General features: G+C 40.6%; 16 protein-coding genes. 6 read left to right on the forward strand and 10 right to left on the reverse strand.

What is annotated here, in order from left to right; translation table 11 throughout:
• Nucleotides 1–47: 47 nt before the first annotated feature.
• From AAC000_RS10525 to AAC000_RS10565, 9 genes are all read right to left on the reverse strand, one after another.
• Nucleotides 48–1052: a D-alanine--D-alanine ligase gene (locus tag AAC000_RS10525; RefSeq protein ID WP_339722494.1), complete on the reverse strand. Its 1005-nt coding sequence runs from the start codon at nucleotides 1050–1052 to the stop codon at nucleotides 48–50.
• Between the two features lie 216 nt (nucleotides 1053–1268).
• On the reverse strand, nucleotides 1269–4910 hold the full coding sequence (locus AAC000_RS10530) for a family 16 glycoside hydrolase (protein WP_339722496.1): 3642 nt from the start codon (nucleotides 4908–4910) through the stop codon (nucleotides 1269–1271).
• A gap of 226 nt (nucleotides 4911–5136) precedes the next feature.
• Nucleotides 5137–5487 carry an L-rhamnose mutarotase gene (locus tag AAC000_RS10535; protein WP_339722498.1) on the reverse strand — a complete coding sequence of 117 codons (351 nt, stop codon included), beginning with the start codon at nucleotides 5485–5487 and terminating at the stop codon, nucleotides 5137–5139.
• Nucleotides 5488–5490: 3 nt separating this feature from the next.
• The gene (fucP, locus tag AAC000_RS10540) at nucleotides 5491–6861 is read right to left on the reverse strand and encodes an L-fucose:H+ symporter permease (RefSeq protein ID WP_339722500.1); all 1371 of its coding nucleotides are present in this window, start codon (nucleotides 6859–6861) and stop codon (nucleotides 5491–5493) included.
• A gap of 65 nt (nucleotides 6862–6926) precedes the next feature.
• Nucleotides 6927–8906 carry an arylsulfatase gene (locus tag AAC000_RS10545; RefSeq protein ID WP_339722502.1) on the reverse strand — a complete coding sequence of 660 codons (1980 nt, stop codon included), beginning with the start codon at nucleotides 8904–8906 and terminating at the stop codon, nucleotides 6927–6929.
• Nucleotides 8907–8961: 55 nt separating this feature from the next.
• A complete protein-coding gene (locus AAC000_RS10550; protein ID WP_339722504.1) occupies nucleotides 8962–10443 on the reverse strand; it encodes a sulfatase-like hydrolase/transferase in 1482 nt (493 codons plus the stop codon).
• An 81-nt stretch (nucleotides 10444–10524) separates the two neighbouring features.
• On the reverse strand, nucleotides 10525–12924 hold the full coding sequence (locus AAC000_RS10555; protein WP_339722506.1) for a PDZ domain-containing protein: 2400 nt from the start codon (nucleotides 12922–12924) through the stop codon (nucleotides 10525–10527).
• Between the two features lie 81 nt (nucleotides 12925–13005).
• Nucleotides 13006–15768, reverse strand: a complete 2763-nt coding sequence (locus tag AAC000_RS10560; protein WP_339722507.1) for a TonB-dependent receptor — start codon at nucleotides 15766–15768, stop codon at nucleotides 13006–13008.
• Between the two features lie 312 nt (nucleotides 15769–16080).
• Nucleotides 16081–16878 carry an IclR family transcriptional regulator gene (locus tag AAC000_RS10565; protein ID WP_339722508.1) on the reverse strand — a complete coding sequence of 266 codons (798 nt, stop codon included), beginning with the start codon at nucleotides 16876–16878 and terminating at the stop codon, nucleotides 16081–16083.
• A gap of 210 nt (nucleotides 16879–17088) precedes the next feature.
• Here AAC000_RS10565 and AAC000_RS10570 point away from each other — a divergent pair, with 210 nt between their 5' ends.
• Genes AAC000_RS10570 through AAC000_RS10595 form a run of 6 tightly spaced genes read left to right on the forward strand, consistent with a single transcriptional unit; the run spans nucleotide 17089 to nucleotide 23196 of the window.
• A complete protein-coding gene (locus AAC000_RS10570; RefSeq protein ID WP_339722510.1) occupies nucleotides 17089–18420 on the forward strand; it encodes an L-fuconate dehydratase in 1332 nt (443 codons plus the stop codon).
• Nucleotides 18420–19574 (forward strand): alpha-hydroxy acid oxidase, encoded by a 1155-nt coding sequence (locus AAC000_RS10575; RefSeq protein ID WP_339722512.1) that lies wholly within the window; start codon nucleotides 18420–18422, stop codon nucleotides 19572–19574. The genes AAC000_RS10570 and AAC000_RS10575 overlap by 1 nt, the downstream gene beginning before the upstream one ends.
• 10 nt (nucleotides 19575–19584) lie before the next feature.
• On the forward strand, nucleotides 19585–20658 hold the full coding sequence (locus AAC000_RS10580) for an aldo/keto reductase (RefSeq protein ID WP_339722514.1): 1074 nt from the start codon (nucleotides 19585–19587) through the stop codon (nucleotides 20656–20658).
• The gene (locus tag AAC000_RS10585; RefSeq protein WP_339722516.1) at nucleotides 20648–21511 is read left to right on the forward strand and encodes an amidohydrolase family protein; all 864 of its coding nucleotides are present in this window, start codon (nucleotides 20648–20650) and stop codon (nucleotides 21509–21511) included. The genes AAC000_RS10580 and AAC000_RS10585 overlap by 11 nt, the downstream gene beginning before the upstream one ends.
• A 10-nt stretch (nucleotides 21512–21521) precedes the next feature.
• Nucleotides 21522–22298 carry a glucose 1-dehydrogenase gene (locus AAC000_RS10590; RefSeq protein WP_339722518.1) on the forward strand — a complete coding sequence of 259 codons (777 nt, stop codon included), beginning with the start codon at nucleotides 21522–21524 and terminating at the stop codon, nucleotides 22296–22298.
• A gap of 49 nt (nucleotides 22299–22347) precedes the next feature.
• Nucleotides 22348–23196 carry a fumarylacetoacetate hydrolase family protein gene (locus AAC000_RS10595; RefSeq protein ID WP_339722520.1) on the forward strand — a complete coding sequence of 283 codons (849 nt, stop codon included), beginning with the start codon at nucleotides 22348–22350 and terminating at the stop codon, nucleotides 23194–23196.
• Between the two features lie 486 nt (nucleotides 23197–23682).
• Here AAC000_RS10595 and AAC000_RS10600 read toward each other — a convergent pair whose 3' ends face one another.
• Entirely contained in the window at nucleotides 23683–25851 is a 2169-nt protein-coding gene (locus tag AAC000_RS10600; protein WP_339722522.1) for a hypothetical protein, read from the reverse strand.
• Nucleotides 25852–26008: the final 157 nt, after the last annotated feature.

The following is a 26008-nucleotide window of genomic DNA, read 5'->3' on the forward strand; positions in this document are numbered from 1 at the left end:
CTAAATCTCCTCCCACCTAAATACGAAATTAGCAGCAAATTGTGTCATTATAAAAGTTTTGATACTGAGGCGCGTGGCCAATGCAAATTGCGTTGTGTAAGCACTTTATTGTGAATTCTTTCCCCCCGAGTTCTAACGGCAAACACCTCTAACATTAAACAAATGACTTGGTCGTAAGTAAGATCATTAGCTATGACTGATGCTCTTAAAAAATCACTGCTTGCAGTTGCCATATTCGGTACAAGATTAGCGTCCATAAAAAAGCATTGACCGTAGATATTCATTTTCACATCTATCAGGGCAAAGTCTCGCAATCCAAGTCCTAAAAATGCAGCTTTTGCTAGTTCATTTACACTATGAAGGTCATTTGGATTTTCAACTTGTATACATTCATCAGCAGTGGGGCGTTGATTGCCTTGTCTCAACACTTCCATGGCGGACACTGTCATCTCACCACTACTGTTACAAATAATTGCCACAGTGAAGTCTCGTCCAGGTAAATACTCCTCAACTAACGCAGCTTGTTCATTTTGGGTATAGATTGACAGCACTTTAGCTTCAAATTCATCAAAATCACTCACATAAGAGAACTCATCTATTCCGTTGTTATTATTGGCATCAATTGATTTTATAAACACAGGAAAAGCTAATGGCAACGAACTCTGAGACACAAACTGCTTGGGCAACGCTGTGAAATGCCGCGCCGTTTTAATTCGCATGTTTGCCAAATGAAGTTTTGCTGATGCTTTATCGGAATCAAATTTTAGCGTTTCACGATCAGAACCAGAGAAAGTAATTTTATGACGGGCAAAATACTCTGAAAACCAAAGAATTTCAGTTTCATTAATTACCATGAATTTCTCAGCTAAAACAACTAAATCAGGCGTCCTAGCGACCACTGCTAATAAATCATCCATCACTTCACATACGGTTAAACGTACTGAGTTTCCTGCTCGCTGCATTGACTCCACAATGTCAGCACAAGAAGAATGACTACCAAACCCAGATTTTTTTAGGGTGTTGTCAGCAGTTGTTATTACTTCAATATTCAATTTATACAACCATGTGATTGAGTGTCGTAAAGCCGACCTGAAAAAATTAACACAATATATAGATTTTAATCACAAAAACGATAAACAAAATGTCTGCTTACCCGAAAGGCTTCAACTCATCAGAATTCAAGCTAAGGCAGTAAAGATTTGCCAAACATAATAGCACTATTTCACTCTATCTACGCAATTAAAGAAATGCTGCGACTTAGTATCAGATTACAATTCTTTTAACTTTAGATTTCGAAACCACACTTTATCACCATGATCTTGGAGTACAATATGCCCTCCGGGCGTTTTGGCAAAGTGTTCCCAATCTTTAAATTTACTTTGTGCAATCAAAGCTTCCCAAGCGGGGGTATACATTTTTACATCAACCACTTTATAGCCATTCAACCAATGTTCAACCCGCCCTTTATTGACTATTAACCGTACTTGGTTCCAATAACCTGCAGGCAAAACACTGACAACGCGACTTTCAATTAGGTCGTAGTTATCCCCTGCTCGATGTTTTACAATTTGGCCGTCTGAATGGTGAGGATTATCGAGTATTTGCATTTCGGTTCCTGAAAGAAAAGGAAACTCGAGATCAGCGCGCTCTTTTACGTTGTAGATGATGCCACTATTGCCACCATGCTGAATTTTCCATTCTAGGTTTAGCTCGTAATTTTCTAGTGGCTTGGATGTAATAACTATGTCACCGCCCTCTTTGGCCTGCCAGCTGGTTTCATCTGCTGCCTTACCCCCGAAGTGCAAAGTACCATCTTCCACTCGCCAGCGGCTGCCAATAGCTTCGCTGTTATAGTTTCTGAAATGCCCTAGGGTATTGCCATCAAACAGTAATTCCCAACCAGCGGCTTTTTCATTTTCTGTGAGAGTATTATTTGCAACCGAGTAGTTCTTATTCAGAATAAGTGGTTTGTCAGTGGGAATGGCATTTAAGGTATACCAAGCTTCCGTGGTCCATAATTCATGGTCGTTTTGGCTTTCAAAAGCGCGATTAATTCTAAAATACACCACGTGTTTTTCTTTCAAACCAGCAAGTTTTATTTGTACTTTTGTGCGGTCTGCTGAAACGGAGATGTCTTGAATATTAAGATCCTCAAGGCCTTTTTTGGGCCCGCCATATTCGGCAGTAGGCTCGAAATAATATTGTTGTATTTCAAAATCACTGGCTTGAATTTTACGCCCTTCTTTTATGGCTTCAGTAAAGGTTATTTCAAATCCGTCACTGTGGGCGCTAATACTCAACATTTCAAAAGTTTTTTGCTGATTATATTTAAGGCTTTGTAGTCCGTACCACTTTTTACCTGAGTGTGACCAATTGCCTGGGTTACCTACGCCCCCCACAATAAGGCTGCCATCTGGCGCCCATTGCAAGCGATTAACTCCGGCTTCTAATCCTTGGCTAAAACGAAACACCACACCTTGCAAACGACCATTTACCCGCTCGGCAAATACCCGCTTAATTCCACCATGAGTCACATCTCCATGGATCATTTGATTTTGATAAGGGCCAACGTTTAAAGGTGCAGGCTGACTAGCTGAGTTACCAATATCACCTTGGGGTAACCATACAACTGGCAGCGTTTCTTCTAGGTTAGCGGTGCCTTCAAAATCCACCGAGCGTGAGCCATACCAAGCATCTTGCGAGAGTTCGACAATTTTACAGGCAGGCACCCAATCGCCTTGGTTATCGGCAATAAACAATTGGTTACCGATACCACGACCAATACTATTAGGGGTGCGCAAACCCTGGGCAATAAATTCCACTTGGCCGCTATCTTTAGATATTTTAACTGCTTTACCACGGCTCGACGCTTGTGGGCTTGCGCTGGCACCACCGGGTAAAATCGCGGTAGCAAAGGCGGCATAAAAGTAGCCGTCTTGATATTCTAAACCGAAGGCAAATTCATGGAAATTTGTAGTGACAGACCAATCATTAGAAACTAGCTCATAACGGTCAATTATATCATCACCATTGGTATCGACTAAACGCGTCAGTTCTTGCTTTTGTAATACGTAGATCTCTCCATCGACTACCTTTACACCAAGCGGTTCGGCCAAACCTAAGGCTATACGTTTTACCTTTATGTCATCTGGCGCAGCATGGAAATTTTCTACTAAATAAACAGAACCTTCAGGATCCCAAGTCGACACCACCATGCGACCGTCGTCAAGAAAATCAATCCCTCCAACCATAGGTTGAAATGCGTCTGGCCTAGCTTGGCTAAGATCAAATGAAGGGTGCACACCCGCCACTTCCATTTTATCACCAGCAATGCTTTTAACTAAGTTAGGGTCTGTTGATACTGCCACCACTTCCCGCAGATCTTGTTGCTGTACTTGCAACATGGCAGCAGGAATAAGTTCATAGGTTTGTGTGGCTGGGTCCAACCATTGCAACGAAAGAGACGCACCACCACCACCTTGATAGTAAAAGATCTCAAGACTATGTAACCCTGGCTCAAGCTGCACTTCAGCGTCTATGGCAATTGGACCGTGAGCGCCCCAATTATCAATAATTCGTTCGCCGTTTAAATACAGATATGAACCATCATCTGACACCAATCTTAGTCGCGTGTGCACACTCTCTTTTAGGTTCAAGTGTGTTTTGATTTGATACATAAAGTTGCGATTAGTTGGCCGAAAATCATCCTCACTGGGAAGATGGATCTGCGACACTAAACCACCCAATGAAGGCGCATTTTTACGTGTTTTTTCAATATCAGCAGTGTTATCAACTAAGTTATGTTGATAAACATAAACACCTGACATACCTTCCTTAAATTCAGGGGTTTTATTGCTTAACGCTACAGGCACTGCGGGCAGCCCTAGTAAAATATCAGTAGCATCGGCAGTTGTATTGTCAGATTGATTTAAGCTAAAAATATAATCAAGCATGAGTCCTGCATCAGATTCACTTAGTTGTGAATGAGGCGTCATAGGTATTTGCCCCCAACGTCCTGTTCCACCTTGAATAATTTTTTGACTCAGCATCTCTCTTGCACCGCTCAAAAAAGCGTAACGTTGAGCTATGGCTTGATAGGATGGCCCTACGGTTTTGACTTCTGCATTATGGCATCCCACACAATCGCTATTATTAATCAAAACCAAACCAGGATGTTCTAATTCGTTCTGTGATCCATCCTGTAGCGAAGATATTTCTACTATCCCATTATATTCCTGACTAAAAGTTGACTCTCCGTTTGCCAAAAATAAGGTTTTTATCCTTTCATCATAGATTGCTGCGCCAGAAGTTCGCTGAGTATTGGAAGGACTAAGATTATCCAAGGTTAAATCTAGGTTGGCGGGCAAACCTGACACATTAAACTGTCTACTAAATACAAGGCCAGACTCAGACAAAGAGGCCATAGGCGTCTCTTTTATGTCTACTTGCCACTGAACAGCATTTGTTGTGCCTTTTGCTCGGTATAATAACGTTACCTTACCCGCATAAATTTGATGTCCAACATAGGTAACATTGCCACCCTCAATCGACCATTTTGATTGACCACTCAATACATAAGCTTGGCCCATAGCAGTTGGTTGGGGGCCATGTTTTTGATCAAATACGGCCCCTGTAAGGTCCAAATTTCCATGCCACAATTTAAACAGAACCGAATGCTTAGTGTCGTAAGCTGCTGTAATATCATTACCAAGCTTAAGACTAATCACTCTACTCTCGCCATCTAAAGTAGAACGCATGGCTTTAACATCAGAGACATCACCTGTTACGAAAGATTCTGCTAAATTTTTACCCTTTGTTGAATTCGGTGAACAAGCTTGAAAAAAGCAACTACAGCATAAAAGTACGGCAATGCGCCGAATCAAAGGCCAGCAAATAGTATCTTTGAGCATTCTGTTTCCTTATAAGACTTCGCTATACAGAGGAGCGCAATGTTGAGCACATCTGATAAATGTATCAATACAAAAAATTAACAAACTGTGTAAAAGATAAAGTCCTAACCAGAAAATAGATAGATGAATACGTATGCGCGCGGGATCTTAAATGACATTATTCGGATTGGTGTGACAGGGGGAAATTAAATAATAAATTTCCCCCTGTCATGTTTACTGTTGTGCTTCAGTGAGCATCAAGCTGAAATATTTCCTCCATGACTTGCCACTTTCCAGCATTTGCTTGAGTCGAATCAACTCTTTGAAAACGCTCCATTAACCGCTCCCACTGCTGCACTTTGGGGTTAGCACCATCTGCCTTCGCTTTAGCTTCAAAGCTAAAGTGTGGGGCCACATCCAATACCATGACCAATTGTGTACCAAGTCTGAAAATTTGCATATTTTCAATGCCTGATTCACGGATGCTGTCGAGTATTTCGGGCCATACATTTCCTGGCTGATGATACTGCTCGTATTGATGAATCAATTCATCATCATCTTGTAATTCTAGGGAAAGACAATAACGCTGATTATCCATAAATTAAGCCTTGTAAGTGTGATGGGCGCGATAGCCATAAATTGCAATCACCACGTAACATAATAAGGGCAACAAGAATGAGGTTTTTACAGATGGGATTGCGCCAATTAGAGGGGCACCGTCAATCAATGCCGCTTGTAGCGGTGGCATCAACGCTCCGCCAACAATCGCCATGACCAAACCAGCTGAACCTAAACTAGCATCATCGCCCAAATCTTTTAAAGCTATGCCGTATATAGTTGGAAACATCAACGACATACAAGCAGAAATTCCAATTAAGCAATATAAGCCAAGCATACCGTCCAAGAATATAGTGCCCAATGCCAACACAATCCCAGCTAGCGCTAGCAGCATAAGTAAATGTCCAGGACGGATAAAGCCGAGCAAAAAGGTACACACAAAACGGCTGACTAAAAACAGTGACATAGCAACAATGTTATAACCCTGGGCTTCTGATGCTGTAAGACCCACAGCAGTCATGCCGTAGTGGATAATAAAGGTCCAACACATTATTTGTGCGCCAACATAAAAAGCCTGTGCGACTACGCCTTCAATATAACGGCCATTACTAAATAAACGTCTAAATGTAGCGCCTAACTCCTTTAGCGTAAGTGGGCTGTTATGAGAAATAGTACTAGGTAACTTAACGAACAAAAACAACAAAAATAGCAAGACCACTACCGCTGCAATAGCAATGTATGGGCCGCGCACTGTGACTAAGTCGGCGGCTTGCATGGCCTGATGGGCAACAGGCTGATTCACAGCAAATTCGCTTAGCGCAGTTGTCAGTTTTCCATCCACGACACTTGGCAACATTTCAGCATATTCTGGGTGAGCGGCTCGCTCGGCAGCACGAAACTCTTCAACTTGCAGTTTATTTAAAATCACAGTTGAAGCGACAAACATACCGGTCAAGGAACCAATAGGATTGAAGGCTTGGGCTAAATTGAGCCTTTTAGTGGCAGTAGCTGGGTCACCCATCGACAGAACATAGGGATTAGCCGTGGTTTCCAGCAGTGCCAAACCACAAGTCAAAATACACAATGCCGCCAAAAAATAGTTAAATTCTTGCTGCACACTAGCAGGAATAAACAACAAAGCACCTAAAGCATAAAGAGCAAGGCCCAATAAAATCCCAGACTTATAGGAATATTTACGAATAAATATCGCCGCTGGCAACGCCATAATTCCGTACCCTAAGTAGAAAGCAAACTGCACTAAACTACTTTGCGCATTAGTGATTAAGAAAATATCTTTAAAAGCCTTAACTAATGGATTAGTGACATCGTTGGCAAAGCCCCATAATGGAAAAAGCATGGCGACCAGAATAAAGGGAACAATCATTTCTTTTGCAACTACTGGGATTTTAGACATCACACTTTCCTGTCGGTTATTATTTATCATTATTTTCTTCGTTTTTATTTTTAAATTTGCTGGGGTTAATTGAGGTAATCAACATAGGCATAAAAAGCTGGTAGCCTATCTGTTGTTAACTTAGGGTCAGAATTATTAGTAAACCAACCTAATATTTTTACAGGTCCTCTTTCGAGTTTTACACGGAACTCAACTCCAGATGCTTCAGCACCTATGTAATGGGTGTATTCTTTACCATTGATATTAAGAAACGCAAATTGCTTACCGATGGGACTTTGAGCAGGCTTGTCATACATAAAGAGGCGAATACGATATTCCCCAGTATTTTCAACTTGTACTTTCCATGGCAAAGGCTCATAACTACTCGGGTCATGGATCCAACCAGAGTGTGAGTCATCCAAAAATAGTGTTTTAAATCCTGGGTACCAAGCGATTTGACTAGTAGATTCGGCGTCAGCCCAATCATTAGCATTTAATCTTACTGGGTTTTCAAAGGGACTACCGACAATGGGTAACACTTGCCCACCAATATCTGGAGTGAGTTCAGTCCACCATTGTTCTAAATAAGCTCTATGCTCTTGAGCAATGTCTGGATAATTAGATATTAGGTTATTAGTCTGACTAGGATCTTCAGTAATATTGTAAAGCTCTTCAAGACCTGAATCCCGCTCTGATATAAAGCGCCAGTCACGACTAAGTACCGCCATAGGACGACCAATTCTGGGGATATTTACACGCTGATTAGTAATAACAATCTTTCTATTTTCATAAAATGGCGAATCAATTGTTTTAGACTCATTTTCTAAAATGGGTAAGAAACTCACTCCATCCATTTTAATTGGATCACTCTTATTGGACGCAATATCCAACAAATCTATCAAAGTTGGCAACACATCAAAATGAGCGGTCAAACTAGCAATATTTCGGGGGGAACCAAAATTGCCTTTTGGATAATGAATAAAGAAAGGCACTCGATGCCCCCCGTCATAAACTTCATTTTTATAGCCACGCATTCCAGCGTTAATGACCCAGTTTGCATAACGTGGATCCGATTTAAACGACTTCAAAAACTCTTCAGGGTCATTATCACCAAACATAGATGATTCAGGTCGTAAAGAGGAGGTGCCATTGTCTGTCATAAATATCAGCAGGGTATTGTCATCAATTCCCAAATTTATAAGCTCAGATCTTATTTCTCCAACGCCTTTATCGATATTAGTAATCATTGCATAGAATCTAGCCATAGGCTCTGGTAGTCCTAAGTCACGATATATCTGCACTTCAGACTCTGGTGCTCGCCAAGGAGTGTGTGGAGCATTAGTTGAAATATATGCGAAGAATGGTGCAGGTGAAGTAGCCTGCTCACGAATATAACGAATAGACTCATCAAACCAATTGTCGGTCGCATAACCTTTAAAATTTTCAGGCTGACCATTTCGAAAATATGTATCGTCAAATTGTGTATTTCCCCAATAATCACCTGACTGACCGACCCCACCTCCTCCGTGGATAATCGCAGTATCAAATCCGTGATCCTGAGGACGAAATGGATAATTTTCACCTAAATGCCATTTACCAAAAATAGCCGTGTTATACCCGGCTTCCGACAATATTTCAGCCATGGTTTCATGTTCTGCAGATAAATTCGAACGCCCCATAACGGTATGCCACACTCCCGCTCGCATAGAATGCTTACCAGTCATAAGTGCAGCACGTGTTGGAGAACAAGTGGGATCTACATGAAAATTGGTTAAACGAATGCTTTGTTTAGCAAGCTTGTCAATATTCGGGGTTTTAATAACCGGATTTTGATGAGCACCAATATCACCGTAACCTTGATCATCGGTCATAATTATAATGATATTCGGATTTAACTTTTGTAGGTCATTACCATTGCTTATCATGTCAGCCAAAGGGTGTGACTCAATTTGAGAAGTAGGTGAATTTTCAATAACTTGACTACAACTGCTGATACTAAACAGAGTGCCAGTTAATAATAGCCAACTGACAACACTAGCCGCTGATAAAGTTTTAAACGATTGCATTTACCTACTACCTACCATTGATTTCACAAAAGTTAATACATCCGAAACTTCACTATTAAACACCTTTTCTCCATACATCTGTCGAGTATCCGGCGTTTTCAAAGCTAATAACTGGATTTTCCAAGTCTATTGGATCTTCAAGTTCAGTCATCAATTTCAAGAGTTCGTCTTGCAACATCGTCAATTGCTTTCTATAGGCTGGCTTCGCACTAAGGTTATGCAATTCGTCCGGATCATTTTTAAGGTCAAATAACTGTGTTTGACCAATGACGGGATAATATATGAGTTTAAAGTTGTCACTTCTCACCATGCGTTGGTAATGACGATAAGACCCATATATATACTCATTCATGGAATCTTTTTCTTTCCTTAACAAAGGCATAAAACTTGAGGCTTGGACAGATTTTGGTACTTCAATACCTGCCAGTTCAGCGGTAGTGGGAAATACACTATTAAGATAAATATTACCCTTAATTTTTTGGCCTTTATCTATTCCTTTACCTGCAATAATAAAAGGGGCACGAATAGAATGATCATACTGATTTTGTTTACCTAATAAGCCATGTTTACCCACGGCCAATCCATGGTCTGAGGTAAAAATAATAATGGTATTTTCGGCATAGGGAGACTTCTCTAGTGAATCCAATATACGCCCTACCTGTGTATCCATATGATTGATCATGGCGTAATACTCACCAATAAACTGTTTCACTTCATCTGGTTTACGGGGGATATCAAGTAGCACTTCATCACGAACCCAAAAATCGCCCTGATCTACCGTATTTTGCTTTTTAAATGCCTTCGGTAAGGGAATAGACTCCTGTGGGTATTTATCAACGTAATTTTGCGGAGATTGCCTTGTATCATGTGGCGCTAAGAAACCCACATACATTAGAAATGGCTTATCATTAACGTCCGGTTTTTTCTCTAGGTACTCCACAGCTGCGTCAGCAATGATTTCGCTACTGTGCTTTATCGATGGGTATACCTCAGATAATTTGTGAGTTTTTCTATCCAAGTCAACCATACTGGCGTTGTATTGGTCATAAGTCATTCCCCCTTCATGTATGGCGGTACCTAGATCAAAGCTACGAAGTAGCGCTTCTTTTGAGACATGCCATTTTCCAGTCAAGAATGTTTCATAACCCGCTTGTTTAAACGTCTCTCCCCACAAAAGGTATGACGTCTTTTTTTCGAGTTTTAAAGTACCGTCAGTAATGCCGGTACTATAAAGATTTCTTCCCGTATTAATCATTGCGCGACTTGGGGCGCAAACAGCAGGAGACCATGATCCCTGATTAAATGTGTGAGTTATTTGCGTTCCTTGTTGAGCTAACCGATCAATATTTGGTGTTTCTAATTCATGATTACCGGCAGCTCCCAATGCAGAATAACTTTGATCGTCTGTCAAAATAAATAAAATATTAGGTTTTACATTTTTAGCTGATGCACTAGAAATTAGACCTAATACTAATAAAACGCCCCCCATTACTCTTAATATATATTTTGTAATCTTTTGATTTGAATAAACGTTCATGATAACTCCAAATATCGCGATATTAACCATATTGTTACTAGGTACTTAGTAAGTAAAAAATAGAAATTCAGTATTATTACTTTAGTCAATCAAGTTAATAGAGACCGACTGTAGCTGTTGGTTTCGTGAGATGACTATTTCTAACACACCGCGCCATTTTCTTGACTGATAAGAGGCAAGAAGCTCGTTCACGCCTAGCACTTTGTCACTGCCACCAAATTGACTATCAACTACTTCTAAAATAACGTCTGAGGTCTGTATACCTGCAACAGCCATTTTGCTGTTAGGGTCAACTTTCAGTACCATAGCACCGGCTATTTCTGCGATACCTAATGCCGATTGTTCACCCAAAGTTTCCACCGATTTAAGTGTGGCTCCTAACAATTCATAGGTTTTACCAACCTGACTATCTTCAGCCGCAAGAAATAGATCTGGACTTTTAGGCGTTTCAGCCAACGCTTTGAGCGCATCATTTTGGACACCAAATTGATCCATTGGAAAATTTTCAAAACCTAATTTAAGCCCTAATGAACCTTCTGCCAGTTGATAGTTTCCTTGCTCTGGAGCGACAAATTGTGGTTCACCATACTTTGAATGTTTATCTAAACCTAAAGCCTGTGCGGCCTCTAAATCGGCTTGATTCACAAACAAATTGTGATCAATCTGCTGGCCCCAATAATCATTCAAAATTGGTTTATGCCCAGATAACAAAATATTGTGGGTGAACACATCTTCACTGTTTTCAAACCACACATGAGGATGGAAGGAGTTATTCAAAATAATATTGTTAGTCGCAATACGTTTAAAACCTTCACGCAATTTCAAACCACCGCTGAGCATGACATTATTGTAAATTTCATAGTTTGAGGAGCCATCATCAAGATCAATATCCCATCCGTGATCACATTGGAAACGATTATTACGGAGGATAGTTGGTTTGATTGCATCTAAAAGGTACATACCTGGATTACGTTGATTTATGTCATCCATTTTCGCTCGGTCTGGGTGCCAAAACCTGTCTCGTCCCCATGAATTAAATGCACCGTGGTCACCGGTTTCTAACACTGTATCGAACACATCGTTGTATTCAATAATATGCCCCCCCCAAGTACCTTCGCTTACATTAATACCGGCTCTTGGAACGCGATAAATCGAGTTATGACTTACAGTGATTTCAGATGTCATCGACAACTGCACACCCGCCACTTGTTTTTCAATTAACCCGATATCATGAATAAGGTTGTTATCAACTAACGATTGGCTTGGATATTGGTCGGATTTAGGTCCAACCTGAAAATCTAAGTCTGTTTCTGAAACAAACTCATGGTATTCAAAACTAGGTGATCGAACTGCACTTGGGTTGCCCACAAAACTCACGGCACTGGCCCCAATATCATGGATATGGTTATTAAATATTTTGGCAAAACGATTATAATTGCTGACAAAAATAGCATTGCCACCCAATTGACTAAATTTTGAATCATTCACTTGGATATCTTCAGTACCATCTAACAAAATGGCACCTCCTCGATATATCGCCCAGTCACTGCGTAGAAGTGGTTCTTTAGTTTGCATAAAAGTAGGCTGGGTGTGGCTAAATTGAATACCACTAATTTGTACATGTTTAACCGGCTGACTTTGAGTACCACGCAGTTCTATCAAGTTATCGAGTTGCGGCACTTCTACTTTTGCTTGGTGAATATCTACACCTTTAGGGGGATAAAAATAAAGCGTATTATTCGCTTTGTCCAAAAACCATTCCCCAGGGGCATCAAGCTCTTCAAATATGTTTTCTACAAAACGGTATGTCAGGTGCATAGGTGAACGACGGTTATTCTGATAGCCCCCCTCTAATTGCAAACTTTTATCGCTATTTAGGCCAGTAATTTGATAATGCATATCTCCCCAACGGCTTTCGTGTAGTGCATGAACAAAGCCACCAACGGGATTTGACCATGTTGCAATGCGCTCAGGCGCTATTGCGTCTTCTGCATAACCATTAAAAATTGCTACATCGGGGTTAAAATTAGGATACCTAGCCATAGGTTGTAAGGCGCCATTGATATAAAGCTGGGTAAATTCTAGGTCACTAATTTTAGCTTGGAATATTTGTTCGGTATAAGGTTGCCAATTCAACTCAATTGTTTTGGCACCGCTAATAATCACTTGGGCATTCTCTTTTGCTGCAATCACAAAAGGTTGCTCGGCCGTTCCTGAAAATTGTGCGTCTAGCACTATTGTTTGGTTTAAATAATAGGTGCCTGCAGCTAATTCAATCTTCACTGACTGCTTAGTATTAAGTAAAGTGCGGCTATGCTCTATCGCATCCGCTAAATCAGAATAATCAGATGAAACTTCGCCCACAGTTAAAATTCTGGGGACTTGAGATACTTGACTTTCAGTGGCCACATCTTTAGTTTCTGAACAACTAACCAAAGTTGTTATTGCTGTCACGATCAAAGTCAAAAATACTAATCTCATACTTACCTTACCCATATTTGTGTGAATCAAGACGTAAAAATGGGGCGCAATTAAAACGCCCCATAAGTTCAATTAAGTGCTTTAGAACTTAGCACGCACTCCTAATGTGAAGCGTTTACCCACATCTTCCAAACCGCGGTTTATGCCCACTGAATTGAGTTGTATTAAAACTTCATCGGTTATATTGAGTGCTTCAAAATCAATTGATACATTTTCGGTCACGTTATAGCTGGCTGAAAAATCTAACTGACTGTATTCGTCAGTGAACGAACCATCTCCAAAATAGTTTGTGCCATTATTTACAAAACCATCGCGGTAGTTATAAGCAAAACGAGCACCAAAGACGTCGTTTTCGTAATAAGCAACTAGGTTGTAACTGGTCTCTGAAAGGCCATCTAAAGTAAGTAAAGGACCATCTTCAGAAGCTTGTACTTTATCAGCATCTACCAAAGTGTAATTGGCAGCAAATCCTAAACCTTCAACTAACATGTCCAATGGTTGTTGCCAATTAAATTCAATACCGGTTAAATCACTGCCTTTACCATTGTCTGGTAAAAAACGAGTAAAGGTACTTGTCACAGAATTACCACCATCTAAATCACTATAAGTGACTTGCTCTTGGTTGGTAGAAGCCACCACAAAAGAATCGATGAATTTGGCAAAAGGAGCAATCGAGAACATTCCACCTTCTTCAAAATACCATTCAACAGAGAAATCCAGTTGGTCAGCTAAGAAAGGGTCAACGTCAGGGTTACTTGAATTAATCGTTCTGACATTCACATTAATAGTCGTTGCTGGTGATAAAACACTCAACGACGGACGCGACATCACACGAGCGGCACCAAAGCGCAATAACACGTCATCTGTTAAATCGTACTTAATGTTCAAGCTAGGTAATATTTCGGTATAAGTACGGCTAACAGAGCTTTCACTAGTATCAACAAAGGTCTGCGCACCACCTTGGTCAAAACGAATTGTACTAAAGTCTGGAATATTCCCTGAGGATTCCTGATCTGTCGAAACAACCCGGATACCAAAGTTACCGGTAAGACGGTCATTCATACCTTCAAAATTTACTTTCGCATAAGCCGCTAATACGTTTTCTTTAACATTAATCTCACTGGCTCCGCCTTCAGTCAAGGTACCGTTTGACACCAATGTAGACAAAGAAACAGTATCTAACAATTTACCTACATCAGCAGATAACCACTGGCTTGGGTAGCTTGCGGACCCACCATAACCATCAAAGAAACCACTTGGATTATATGCAGTCATGTAAGCACTAGCATCAAAGCTTCCACCTTCGATTGTTGGGTCATAAGTTTCGCCCAATAAACCGGCCAACACCTCGGCACTAACACCTAAACTCCTGAAACCATTAAATTTTTCACGAGCGGTGTATTTCGCACCAAATTCAAGACTATAAATGCCCATACCCCAGTCGACTGAATGATCTACGTCAATTCGAAAATCGGTGCTAGTATCCTCTGTGGGCCGATCAAGATTACCGTTAACGCCTATTGAACGAAAACTACTGCCATCTAGTGGATCATACCCTGCAGAATAACCCACTTCAGGTACACCGCCATAATCGTTACTGAAATCGTAATAAGCATTGGCTCTACCGATAACTTCAAGAGATAAAGTTGAAATGACGTTTTCTGACTTAGCATGAGACAATTCAGCCTCTATTTCCCAATTTTCATTTATTGTGTGTTTTGCTCCAAATGAAAAAGAAGTCAACTTATCATTAGAGTTTGTAGTACGTGCATTATTGCGATTATCAACACCCGCTATTTCTAGGCGCTGAATCAAACCTTCAGAGCCTAATGAGTCGGTAACAATATCGCTGTCCACCACTGAACCTAATACATTGGTCCAACGGAATGAATTAAGCGGTAACGCCCCTACAATATCGAATTCCGAATACATGGTTTCGAGCCAAATATCGGTATCAGCACTAGGACGAAACTGCATAGTGGCTAATAAGGTAGTACGCTCTCTTTCTTCACTTAACTGGGAAAAATTAGTGGCATGGTTAAATCGAAATGAATCATCTGTATCGCCATCTAAATTATAATCAAGAGTAGGAGTAGGTCCTCGACTCCCTTCGCTACCAGGCTCTAGGCCAAATGCCTCATATATATGTGACTCTACTGAACGACTGTCATAATGCGCACCTAAAGTAATACCGAAGGTTTTATCGTCATTAACAAAGTTATACAAAGCGGAAATATCAGGACTGGTCTCTCCTGAATTATCTTCTCTAACAGCTTTAATACTGGTCACCAAAGATGTTTCAGCCGATGTTAATGGGCGAGGAGTACGCACATTAACTGTTGCTGATAAAGCACCTTCTTCCATATCTGCCGACGGCGTTTTGTAGACTTCTAACGCACTTACAAAATCTGAAGGCAAAATAGTAAAATCAAAGCTACGACCACCTGTGGCGGATGGCAATGTACGTCCATTAAACTGAACACGAGTAAAGTCAGGACTAAGACCACGAACAGTAACATCTGATCCTTCACCTCGATTACGAGAAATTTGCACGCCACTAACTCGTTGCAGTGATTCTGCTAAATTTTGGTCTGGAAATTTACCAATATCTTCAGCAGATATAACATCAGCAACCACACTAAGTGAACGTTTAACTTCAGTCGCTTTTTCTAAACTACCTCTTATCCCAGAAACTTGGATGACCTCAACATCATCTTCATTTTCTTGAGCAAAGCTTGGATTAGTAAAAATTAGCGTACTAAGAGCTAAGCCAGTGAAAGTAGTATTCATCACTTTTGTGATTTTATTCTTTTTATAACTGCTTGTACTAGTTGTTAGTTTCATGTGTTTATATCCACTTAGTTATGTCAATTATCAGCGGGGGAAATCATTTTTCACCAGCAAAAAAAATATTTACATTTACAAAACGAGGTAGAGAATCTCACATTTATTTTACAACTGCAACTACATTTCACATGTGGAATTGAATTTTATATACAATAACTTCAAAACCAACCCATAAATAAGAGCTGTAAGACCAGCCCTTAAAAATAAAGTTAACAACTAGTATTAATAAATAAAATTTAGTGGATTTGAGTTGGTCAGGATTAGAACTATTTTTAAGCAATGAATACAACGACGGAAGTCTTATGACTTTTATCCTGGGTCGTACCCTAATGCCACTGAAATATCTCTAGCGGCTTGTTTAATTGTACTATGAGCATCTTCTGCAACAGTTTGATGAGACCCATCTAAATATTCAAAGAAAGGCACAATTAAAGCGGCAACAGCTTGATCTTGATAATCAAACACTGGATAACCAATATCTTGGATCCCCTGAGCTTGGGCACTATGAATACTTTCATAACCTTGACTCAACACCTTCCTAACCATTTTATCAATATCTAAAACGTCTTCATTAGGGTGGTGAACTGGGATACGACTTAACATTTGTTTACGAGTGTATTCATCAGAAAATGCTAATAACAAATGCCCTGAACAGGTATTCATTAACGGCGCTTCTGCCCCCAATCGCACACTAAACACCCTTTCAGAAGGCGAGTCTTGTTGGACTACTACATGCCCTTTGCCTTCATAGTAAATAACAAGGTGGCAAGATTGTTCGATATCATATGACAACCTACGCAAAACAGGTGCAGACACACTCGTCAGCCTTTTAACAGGCGGAAAACGATGGGCTAAACCAAACATTTTAAGTGTGAGGGTATACCTATCACTACCCTGCTCTAGTGATACATATCCCCTCTGTTGTAGCACCACCAACATCCGGAATAACTCTCCCACCGACCTATTAAGTTTTTTGGTAATCTCTGAGATGTTTAAACCTTCTGCTTCTACAGCCAGCAACTCCATAATATCCAGCCCTTTTTCTAATGCTGGAGCACTGTATGTTTTACGTTTTCCTGGCTCTTCTTTTTCAACCTGTTTTGTCATTAATTACTCCTTCTGTGCTGGGCATGAAAATCATGTGCAACTGTAAAACTATAATACTGCGTTACATTCATAAAGAGAACAAGTGGCGACCTTTAGATAACAACTGCCTAAATATTCCATTCAACAGTTACCACTAATCTGTTGACATTTTAACAACAAACCGCTAATTTCATATGCGAGTTTTAATTTCACATATAAATAAGAGCGATTATGAGTCAAACAAACAAAATTATTTCACTGGAAACTCACGACATTCGTTTTCCAACTTCAGAATCATTAGATGGCTCAGACGCCATAAATAAAGATCCAGATTATTCTGCTGCTTATTTATGTTTAGAAACTGAACAAGGTAATAAAGGTTACGGTTTAGTTTTTACCATAGGCAGAGGCAACGATATTTGCTGCGTAGCTATTGAAGCGTTGAAACATTTGGTTATAGGTAAAGACTTTAACGATATCATTAAAGATATTAATCATTTTTACGATTGCCTACGTTCAGACAGCCAACTTCGCTGGCTTGGCCCTGAAAAAGGGGTAATTCATATGGCGATTGGTGCAGTTGTTAACGCAGTATGGGATATGTGGGCACGGGCCGAAAATAAACCACTGTGGCGCCTATTAGCGGATATGAATCCAGAACAATTTGTTAACTGCATCGACTTTAGATATCTGAGCGACGCGTTAACGAAAGAAGAAGCCTTGGAAATAGTCAGCAAAAATCATGCTACCAAGCAGCAGAGAATTCAATATTTAAAACAAAATGGCTATCCTTCCTACACCACATCTGCTGGTTGGTTAGGATACAGCGATGAAAAGCTTGCACGACTTTGTGAAGAAGCCATTGAGCAAGGTTTTAAACATGTAAAATTAAAAGTAGGGCAAGATCTAAAAAGTGACATTAGGCGTTGTGAAATTGCTAGGCAAGTCATTGGTGACGAGACAAAACTAATGATTGACGCCAATCAAATTTGGGAAGTGGATGAAGCCATTAATTGGACTAACCAACTTGCTCATGTGAAACCCTGGTTTATTGAAGAGCCTACCAGTCCAGATGATATATATGGACATAAAAAGATTAAGCAAAATATTGGTGACATAAAAGTGGCAACAGGTGAGCATTGTCACAATAGGATCATGTTTAAACAATTTATTGCTAATGATGCTATCGATATTGTGCAGATTGATTCTTGCAGACTGGCAAGTGTTAATGAAATATTAGCCGTCTATATGCTGGCCGCAAAATATAACAAACCCGTTTGCCCTCATGCAGGTGGTGTAGGTTTGTGTGAATATGTACAACACCTATCTATGATTGACTATGTACATATTTCGGCAGATTTAACTGATCGTGTGGTTGAGTTTGTTGATCATTTACATGAACACTTTACTGATCCCTGCGTGATCAAAGATGGGGCTTATGTTGCTCCAAGCAAACCAGGCTACAGCATTGAAATGTTCGAAAAAAGTGTCGCTGCCTTCACCTACCCAACAGGAAGTGAATGGCAAAAACGTCTTAACAAAGTAGATAAGATAGCCTCCTGATGAATGATTTTTTTGACCCACAATTACCTGATGTAAAATCATTAAAACAAAGAGCGCGCCAGCGTATACCCAGCTTTGCTTTTGATTACCTTGAAGGTGGTTGTCATGATGAAATTGGCTTACTGCGAAATCGAGATGCTATTCAAGCGGTGCAGTTACGCAGTCAGCTTTTAAAACCTTTTGAAAAATCGGATATGTCAGTTGAGCTATTTGGGCACAAGTATTCTGCCCCTTTTGGCATCGCTCCAATAGGGTTACAAGGGTTAATGTGGCCTAAAGCGCCAGAAATTTTGGCTAAAGCAGCGGCCGATTTAAACATTCCTTATGTGCTTAGCACTGTGTCTTCTGCCAAGTTAGAAACCATTGCGGAAATATCTGAAGGTAAAGCCTGGTATCAACTTTATAATCCAACCGATAGCGTTATTCGAGAAGATTTACTTAATCGAATAAAAGTGGCCGGTTATAAAGTGTTAGTAGTCACCGTTGATGTGCCGACTTTTGGGTATCGACCACGAGATATGAAAAACGGTTTGGCGATGCCTCCTAAAATGACCTTAAGCAATATTTTACAAATGCTGAGCTGTCCGCGCTGGTTATACGAAACCGCGCTCGCCGGTAAACCTGAAATGCAAACACTCAAGCCTTACATGCCTAAAGGCATGCCCACTGACCAACTCGCCGCTTTTATGAATAAAACCGTAATGGGCAGAGTGGACATTGACGGACTGAAACCTATTCGTGACTTTTGGCAAGGTCCACTGGTTATTAAGGGCCTAATTAACCAAGATGACGTGGCTGCAGCTATATCCTTAGGAGCCGATGCCGTAGTGATGTCAAACCATGGTGCCCGCCAGTTGGATGCAGGTGAGTCGCCAGTTGCTCCTTTACAAAAAGCGGCTGCCAAATACGCCAAAGATATTAAAATATTTATGGACAGTGGCCTACGATCTGGGACCAATATTGCGTCAGCCCTCGCCTGTGGTGCAGATTTCACCTTTTTAGGCCGCCCTTTTGTATATGGTGTGGGTGCTCTGGGCAATAAAGGCGGTGTACACACTATTAATTGCTTAAAGACGCAGCTTGAACAAGTGATGAATCAATTGGGCTGCTCTTCGGTCGCAGACTTACCGCAATTTTTGGTCAAGCATGAATAGAGTGAATACGATGCAAAATTCTCCACTATTAAAGCAACAGATACCCAAAAAGCAAATCGCAACGACAGATCTAAAAGTTGATACTTTAGGTTTTGGCTGTGCCCCCCTAGGCAATTTGTACCACAGTATCAGTGATGATGAATCTAAAGCAGTATTGAATGCTGCTTGGCAAGCAGGTTTTCGTCACTTTGATACTGCGCCCCATTATGGCCAAGGATTAAGTGAAAGACGCACAGGCGATTTGTTACGCCCTCTGCAAGGCAAAGATTATATACTTTCAAGCAAAGTAGGTCGTATTCTAAAACCCGCTGGTTATGCTAAAGAACGTCATGGTTTTGTCTCACCTATGCCTTTTGATATTCATTATGACTACAGTTACGACGGCATAATGCGCTCTTTCGAAGACAGTCTGCAGCGTTTGGGATTAGATAGAATTGATATTCTGTATATGCACGACATTGGCCGTGATACTCATGGTGCTGAAAATGACAAACATTTCCCCATCGCCATGCAAGGTGGATATAAAGCAATGGATGAGCTTCGCAGCCAAGGCTTGGTAAAGGCAATTGGACTAGGAGTGAACGAATACCAAGTGTGTGAACAAGCCATGGATCATGGTGATTGGGATTGTTTTTTATTGGCCGGACGTTACAGTTTGTTAGAACAAGCATCTTTAACAACCTTTTTACCTAAATGCCAAACACGTCAGTGTTCGGTTATTGTAGGCGGGCCATATAATTCAGGGATTTTAGCGACAGGCGTTAGAGGCAAAGGCATTGCCAATTATAACTATGCGCCTGCTTCTGCTGAGATAATTGAACGAGTGGCCAAAATCGAAACTATTTGTGATGACTATCAAGTCACGTTAGCCGCCGCTGCATTACAATTTCCATTGGCTCACCCAAGTGTCGTCTCAGTCATTCCAGGATTAGGTAACGTCTCTCGTATACAAAAAACTATCGACCTATTTAATCAATCCATACCTAGTGAATTTTGGCAAAGTTTAAAAACCGCCAATTTACTTAGTGAAGACGCCCCTGTACCCGCGATCACCAAATTATCGAGTATTGAAAATGCGAATTGATAGCCATCAACACTTTTGGAAAAGAGAACTTGGTTATTACAATTGGCTAACCGAAGACATGGGCGCCATATACCGAGATTTTTCACCTGAAGATTTACGTCCTCAGTTAAGAAAATCAGGCATTGATAAATCAGTGTTAATACAAGCCGCACCTGATATTGCAGAAACTGAATACATGTTGTCTTTGGCCAACAATACTGACTTTATTGCTGGGGTAGTTGGCTGGGTCAATATGCAAGAATCAGATGCCCCCTTTCAACTTGCACGGTTATCAAACAATCCTTATTTTAAAGGCGTCAGACCTATGATCCAAGATATTGTGGATGATAACTGGATGCTGAACCCTGCTCTTGAACCTGCATTCTTAACCTTGATAGAACTTGGATTGTGCTTTGATGCATTAGTTAAACCCAGGCATTTAAAACAATTATTAACACTGGTTAAACGCTACCCCTTACTGAAAATTGTCATCGACCATGCCGCTAAACCTAATATCCAAGGGGCTGAGTTTGAGCAATGGGCGCTAGACATCCAAGCACTCGCAGAAAAGCCTAACGTGTACTGTAAATTGTCAGGCTTAGTGACCGAGGCGGGATATAACCCTAATTTTGATATTTTAGTGCCCTATATGCGTCATTTATTGAATTCATTTGGAGCCACGAGACTGATGTGGGGTAGCGATTGGCCAGTATTAAATTTAGCCACAGATTACACAGAATGGGTGAGTTTAACTGAAGCCTTCTTAGCCCAATCCAGTGAAGAAGAAAAATCACAGATTTGGTCAAAAACGGCCATTAAATTTTATCAATTACAGCATTTAGATGAGATGTCCTTCACCTCATCTATGAAATAAAAGGTCAACTATGAAGCAGAATTTAACCGATAAAACAGCATTAGTTACAGGTGGTGGCAGTGGCATTGGCAGAAGTATATGTCTGCGATTAGCCGCCGCTGGTGCCCACGTATTGGTACTGGATTTAGACGAGCAAGCAGCAGAAGATACAGTCGTCTTAATTCAATCGGAAAATGGCTCAGCCAGTGCTCACCCATGCAACATAGCTGATCATGACAACGTACAGCAAATCATTAACGATATTTTGCAGGATAGGCAGATTGATATTCTCATCAATAATGCGGGTATAGCCCATGTTGGTAATTTAGAAAACACCAGTGAAGCCGATCTAGATCGCCTCTATCAGGTAAATGTAAAAGGTGTGTATAACGCTATGGCAGCCACCATACCTTCCATGAAAGCCCGCAAATGTGGGGTAATAATAAACATGGCGTCGGTTGCATCTTCAGTGGGGATCGCAGATCGCTTTGCTTATTCAATGAGCAAAGGTGCAGTGTTAACCATGACATATTCTGTGGCTAAGGATTATGTGAATGATGGTATTCGCTGTAATTGTATTGCACCAGGACGGGTACATACCCCTTTTGTGGATAATTTCTTAGATAAAAACTATCCAGAAAACCGTGACGAAATGTTTGATAAGTTGTCAAAAAGTCAGCCGATTGGTCGTATGGGCCAAGCTGATGAGATAGCTGGGTTGGTCGCCTACTTGTGCTCTGATGAAGCCTCTTTTATCACAGGCTCTAACTTTCCCATTGATGGTGGTTTTGTCACCTTAAATAACTAAATTAACCTGACCAAGAATGAAATAATTTAAATATGTATTGGAGTAATAAATGAAATTAGTGCGTTTTGGCCAAAGCGGTCAAGAAAAGCCAGGTATTGTTGATGACAATGATCAGATCCGTAGCCTTGAAGGCATAGTTGACGACATTGATGGACAAGTACTTAACGAGGTAAATTTAGCCAAGCTTAAAACGCTAGATATCACTACCCTGCCTTTAGTACCTGCAGGCGTTCGTATCGGCCCTTGTGTTGCTAAGGTGGGTAAATTTATATGTATTGGATTGAATTACAGTGATCACGCAGCTGAATCAGGAATGGCGTTGCCAGCCGAACCCGAAGTATTCACCAAAGCCACCAGCGCTATTTGTGGTCCAGACGACGATATCATTAAACCCAAAAACAGTACTAAAATGGACTGGGAAGTAGAACTGGCCTTAGTTATTGGTAAAGAAGCCAGCTATGTTACAGAGGAACAAGCTGCATCTCACATAGCAGGTTATTGTGTATGTAATGACGTGTCAGAAAGAAGTTTTCAACTAGAGCGCGGTAGCCAATGGGACAAAGGTAAAGGGTGCGACACCTTTGGACCAATAGGCCCATGGCTGGTGACCAGTGACGAAGTCGGTGATCCTACCGATTTAGATATGTGGTTAGAGGTGAATGGTAAGCGTTATCAAAATGGTAGCAGTCGCACTATGGTTTTTAAGCCCGCTTTTATTGTGAGTTATTTAAGTCAGTTTATGAGTTTACAACCGGGCGATGTTATTTCAACGGGCACACCTCCTGGCGTGGGCTTAGGGCAAAAACCACCGGTTTATCTTAATGTGGGTGATAAAATATCGTTGGGTATTGAAAAGCTAGGTACACAAACCCAAATCGTTGTTGAACACACCAGTTAAGCTATATTTTCGGGCATTTGATTTTCCATAGGATTAAACTTAAGACGCAAAAAACCTATAATACAACACTCGCAATATAGTGGTTCCTTAGCTCTATATAGCCTAAGGAACTACTACTCTTTGGATTACCTTTCAATCAACACCAAGCTCACACTTAAGCAGGCATCAAACTGATTCACTTATGCTGTTGTATGCATCCACGCAGTTTAGGAAAGGGATAATTCACCAATTCGTCAATGTACACATCAACATTTATAGAGTTGTGGCCGTGTATTTTAAGGAGTATTCGTTAACAGTCTGTAAATTATAGAGTGACGTGAGTGGAGATTACTTCCATCTTCATTGAGTTATAAAATCCCAACAAGTCCAATAATTCCTTCCTTCTACAATTAAAATAGCAAAAATATATTTTTCAAAAATTAAAGACGTTTACTGAAAGAAAAGGTTTAGCTTTGCTCCCAGTAAACGTCCATTTTCTAAGTTGAATTATGGCGTAACTTCAATTCGGTCCAGAACGCAGTAATAGCCCCCTGAACTAGCGTTATGAGTACCCGTAGGATAGATTTCAATCGTATGATTGCCAGTGCTCAAGCTTAAGTCTTCAAAGATTTTAACCTTGTGCTGGTGTGACGGGTGATAAGTATCTACAGTGTCAGCAACATTACCATCAATTTCAATTCTACAATCCCCGTGGTTCTTACCCTTTCGGCTATACACAGTTACCCCAGATCCATTAAACGTATAGGTTGCTGTTGTATTAGTCGTATTCGAATAATAAACCGTATTGGAATATGCCTCGTCATTTTCTTGATATTTCCATCCAGCATCATAATCAATATCATGGTGGTTGGCGTCAATCACATAACCATTAGGTAATGTTTCATTCACTTGTATGTAATCTAGATGAACATATTTATTGTTCGAAGCTGGGTTCGTGTCGGCTCTCGCGGTGATTTTTATTTCATGCTCTCCCGGAACCAAAATTTCGCTAGCGAAAACTAATTGCTGGTGAACATAACTTGGCGTGTAGGTATCAACAGTCGCTACTACTTCATTATTAATAGACACATCAAACTTGCCACCATCGGGACCAACTTGTGAGAAAATTTGAAACTTATCTCCTGTAAAAGTGTAGGTGGCCGAAGCATCAGTGCTTCTAGTGTAATGAATTGTATCGTTATAAGATGCACTACGTGTCCGTGAATTCCAATTGCTGTCGTAGGTAAATTGAGCACCATCAACTTTGGTGGGTAACTCAGGGGTGTACAAGATGTGATCAAGATGACAACCAGTGCCCCCAACCGAATTTTTCAACTGAACCGTATGACTGCCTGAAGCCATCATGCCACTGTCGAAGACTTTCTGTTGAAATATGTCAGATGAGCTGTACTGGCTATGAGTACCATGGCTAACACCATCGATGAGTACCTCGCAGTTACCGGCAGTCGAACTCTTTTTCGCCCAAATTTCAACTTGTGAGCCATTAAATGAGAAAGTGGCGGTAGCGCCAATAGTAGTAGAGTACGCAATGGTTCGATCCGAATTCCACGTTTGGCTAATATCTCCATCGAAATTTACATAGACGATATTTGAAGCGGTATTAGAAACGTATTCTTTACCCTTACGCATCACTTGGCCTATTACTTCCATTTGAGCCGCACTTCTAGGATCGATGCTGCCGTCAATGTAAGGCGCCATATTCCAGTTCATTACCGCACCAACAGACCTTGTATCTTTCATATATTCTAAAAGATTGTCCATTGCATATCTTGGATGGTGAAAATAGCTAGGTACATCTTCAGGAAGTGCATCAATCCACCAACCGATATTATCAATATGCTCAACGCGGTGATTGAGTATGCCGTTGCTATCAAATTTCGATACGGGTTTTAAGTAATTTAGATTTTTGTTTTTAAGATGCCCTCCGGTGTAATCTACTATCCCAGCTATTGCAGCATCGTTAGCAAAAGGAATTTGACCGGCTTGCTGACCACCAACGTTATAAGCGATAACGGCATCAGGGTTACCCGCTCTAAGCTTTTGAGCTAATAAAATTCGATCAATATCACTAGAGCCTGGTTTGGCAGTAAGACTCATGTTTTCTAGCCACCAGCCACTTACTTTTGTTCCATATTCTAATGATATCAGCTCAACTAGCTCATAAACGTTATTAAGCCAATCGCCATCGGGGTATCCCCATGCAGCTTTAAAGGCTTCACTTTCACCATCAGCAAACGCATTAAAATAAAAGTACAGTTTAATGCCTCTGGAGTTAAGTTCATTGTAAAGATCCGACATTAAGTCCCTGGTCGCTGTCCGATCGGGTTCACTGAATATATTCTGCAAATTAGTGGAGGCATTCGCGGGCAAAGGAAAAGGTAAGTTTAAATCCCAATGAGTTAGGGTAAACATCAGAAAACTCGCACCGCCCGCTTCGGCTACATCTGCCAGCGCGACGACATCAAAATTTTGAATACGATCATTCCAAGGTACATTAGCGACATCTCTTTCTACGAAATGTACAAATACTCCGTGACCATCTTTGGACATGATTTCTATAGCTTGTTGCGGGGTAGCCATAGCTGTGCCTTGCATAGCGATGAAAACAGTCATTAATGACCATTTCCATAATTGTTTATAATTTAAGAAATTCATATTGTTACAGTTCCTCTTTATGTATGAGTTATTTTTGAACCCCATGAAATCATATATAAAATAATATTTTACATATGATTTCGCATTTATACAGGTTAAAATTTGTACTTTCAATCTTTTATTAACAAAAATTTTACAAGTACTCATTTTTAGGGCG

The organism is uncultured Paraglaciecola sp. (genome assembly GCF_963977085.1).
Lineage (GTDB): Bacteria > Pseudomonadota > Gammaproteobacteria > Enterobacterales > Alteromonadaceae > Paraglaciecola.

What these genes read in the sequence shown, in the direction of transcription:
- AAC000_RS10530 (WP_339722496.1), bottom strand. Translation starts at nt 4,910, where the DNA reads ATGCTCAAAGATACTATTTGCTGGCCTTTGATTCGGCGCATTGCCGTA.
- AAC000_RS10535 (WP_339722498.1), bottom strand. Translation starts at nt 5,487, where the DNA reads ATGGATAATCAGCGTTATTGTCTTTCCCTAGAATTACAAGATGATGAT.
- fucP (WP_339722500.1), bottom strand. Translation starts at nt 6,861, where the DNA reads ATGTCTAAAATCCCAGTAGTTGCAAAAGAAATGATTGTTCCCTTTATT.
- AAC000_RS10545 (WP_339722502.1), bottom strand. Translation starts at nt 8,906, where the DNA reads ATGCAATCGTTTAAAACTTTATCAGCGGCTAGTGTTGTCAGTTGGCTA.
- AAC000_RS10550 (WP_339722504.1), bottom strand. Translation starts at nt 10,443, where the DNA reads ATGAACGTTTATTCAAATCAAAAGATTACAAAATATATATTAAGAGTA.
- AAC000_RS10555 (WP_339722506.1), bottom strand. Translation starts at nt 12,924, where the DNA reads ATGAGATTAGTATTTTTGACTTTGATCGTGACAGCAATAACAACTTTG.
- AAC000_RS10560 (WP_339722507.1), bottom strand. Translation starts at nt 15,768, where the DNA reads ATGAAACTAACAACTAGTACAAGCAGTTATAAAAAGAATAAAATCACA.
- AAC000_RS10565 (WP_339722508.1), bottom strand. Translation starts at nt 16,878, where the DNA reads ATGACAAAACAGGTTGAAAAAGAAGAGCCAGGAAAACGTAAAACATAC.
- AAC000_RS10570 (WP_339722510.1), top strand. Translation starts at nt 17,089, where the DNA reads ATGAGTCAAACAAACAAAATTATTTCACTGGAAACTCACGACATTCGT.
- AAC000_RS10575 (WP_339722512.1), top strand. Translation starts at nt 18,420, where the DNA reads ATGAATGATTTTTTTGACCCACAATTACCTGATGTAAAATCATTAAAA.
- AAC000_RS10580 (WP_339722514.1), top strand. Translation starts at nt 19,585, where the DNA reads ATGCAAAATTCTCCACTATTAAAGCAACAGATACCCAAAAAGCAAATC.
- AAC000_RS10585 (WP_339722516.1), top strand. Translation starts at nt 20,648, where the DNA reads ATGCGAATTGATAGCCATCAACACTTTTGGAAAAGAGAACTTGGTTAT.
- AAC000_RS10590 (WP_339722518.1), top strand. Translation starts at nt 21,522, where the DNA reads ATGAAGCAGAATTTAACCGATAAAACAGCATTAGTTACAGGTGGTGGC.
- AAC000_RS10595 (WP_339722520.1), top strand. Translation starts at nt 22,348, where the DNA reads ATGAAATTAGTGCGTTTTGGCCAAAGCGGTCAAGAAAAGCCAGGTATT.
- AAC000_RS10600 (WP_339722522.1), bottom strand. Translation starts at nt 25,851, where the DNA reads ATGAATTTCTTAAATTATAAACAATTATGGAAATGGTCATTAATGACT.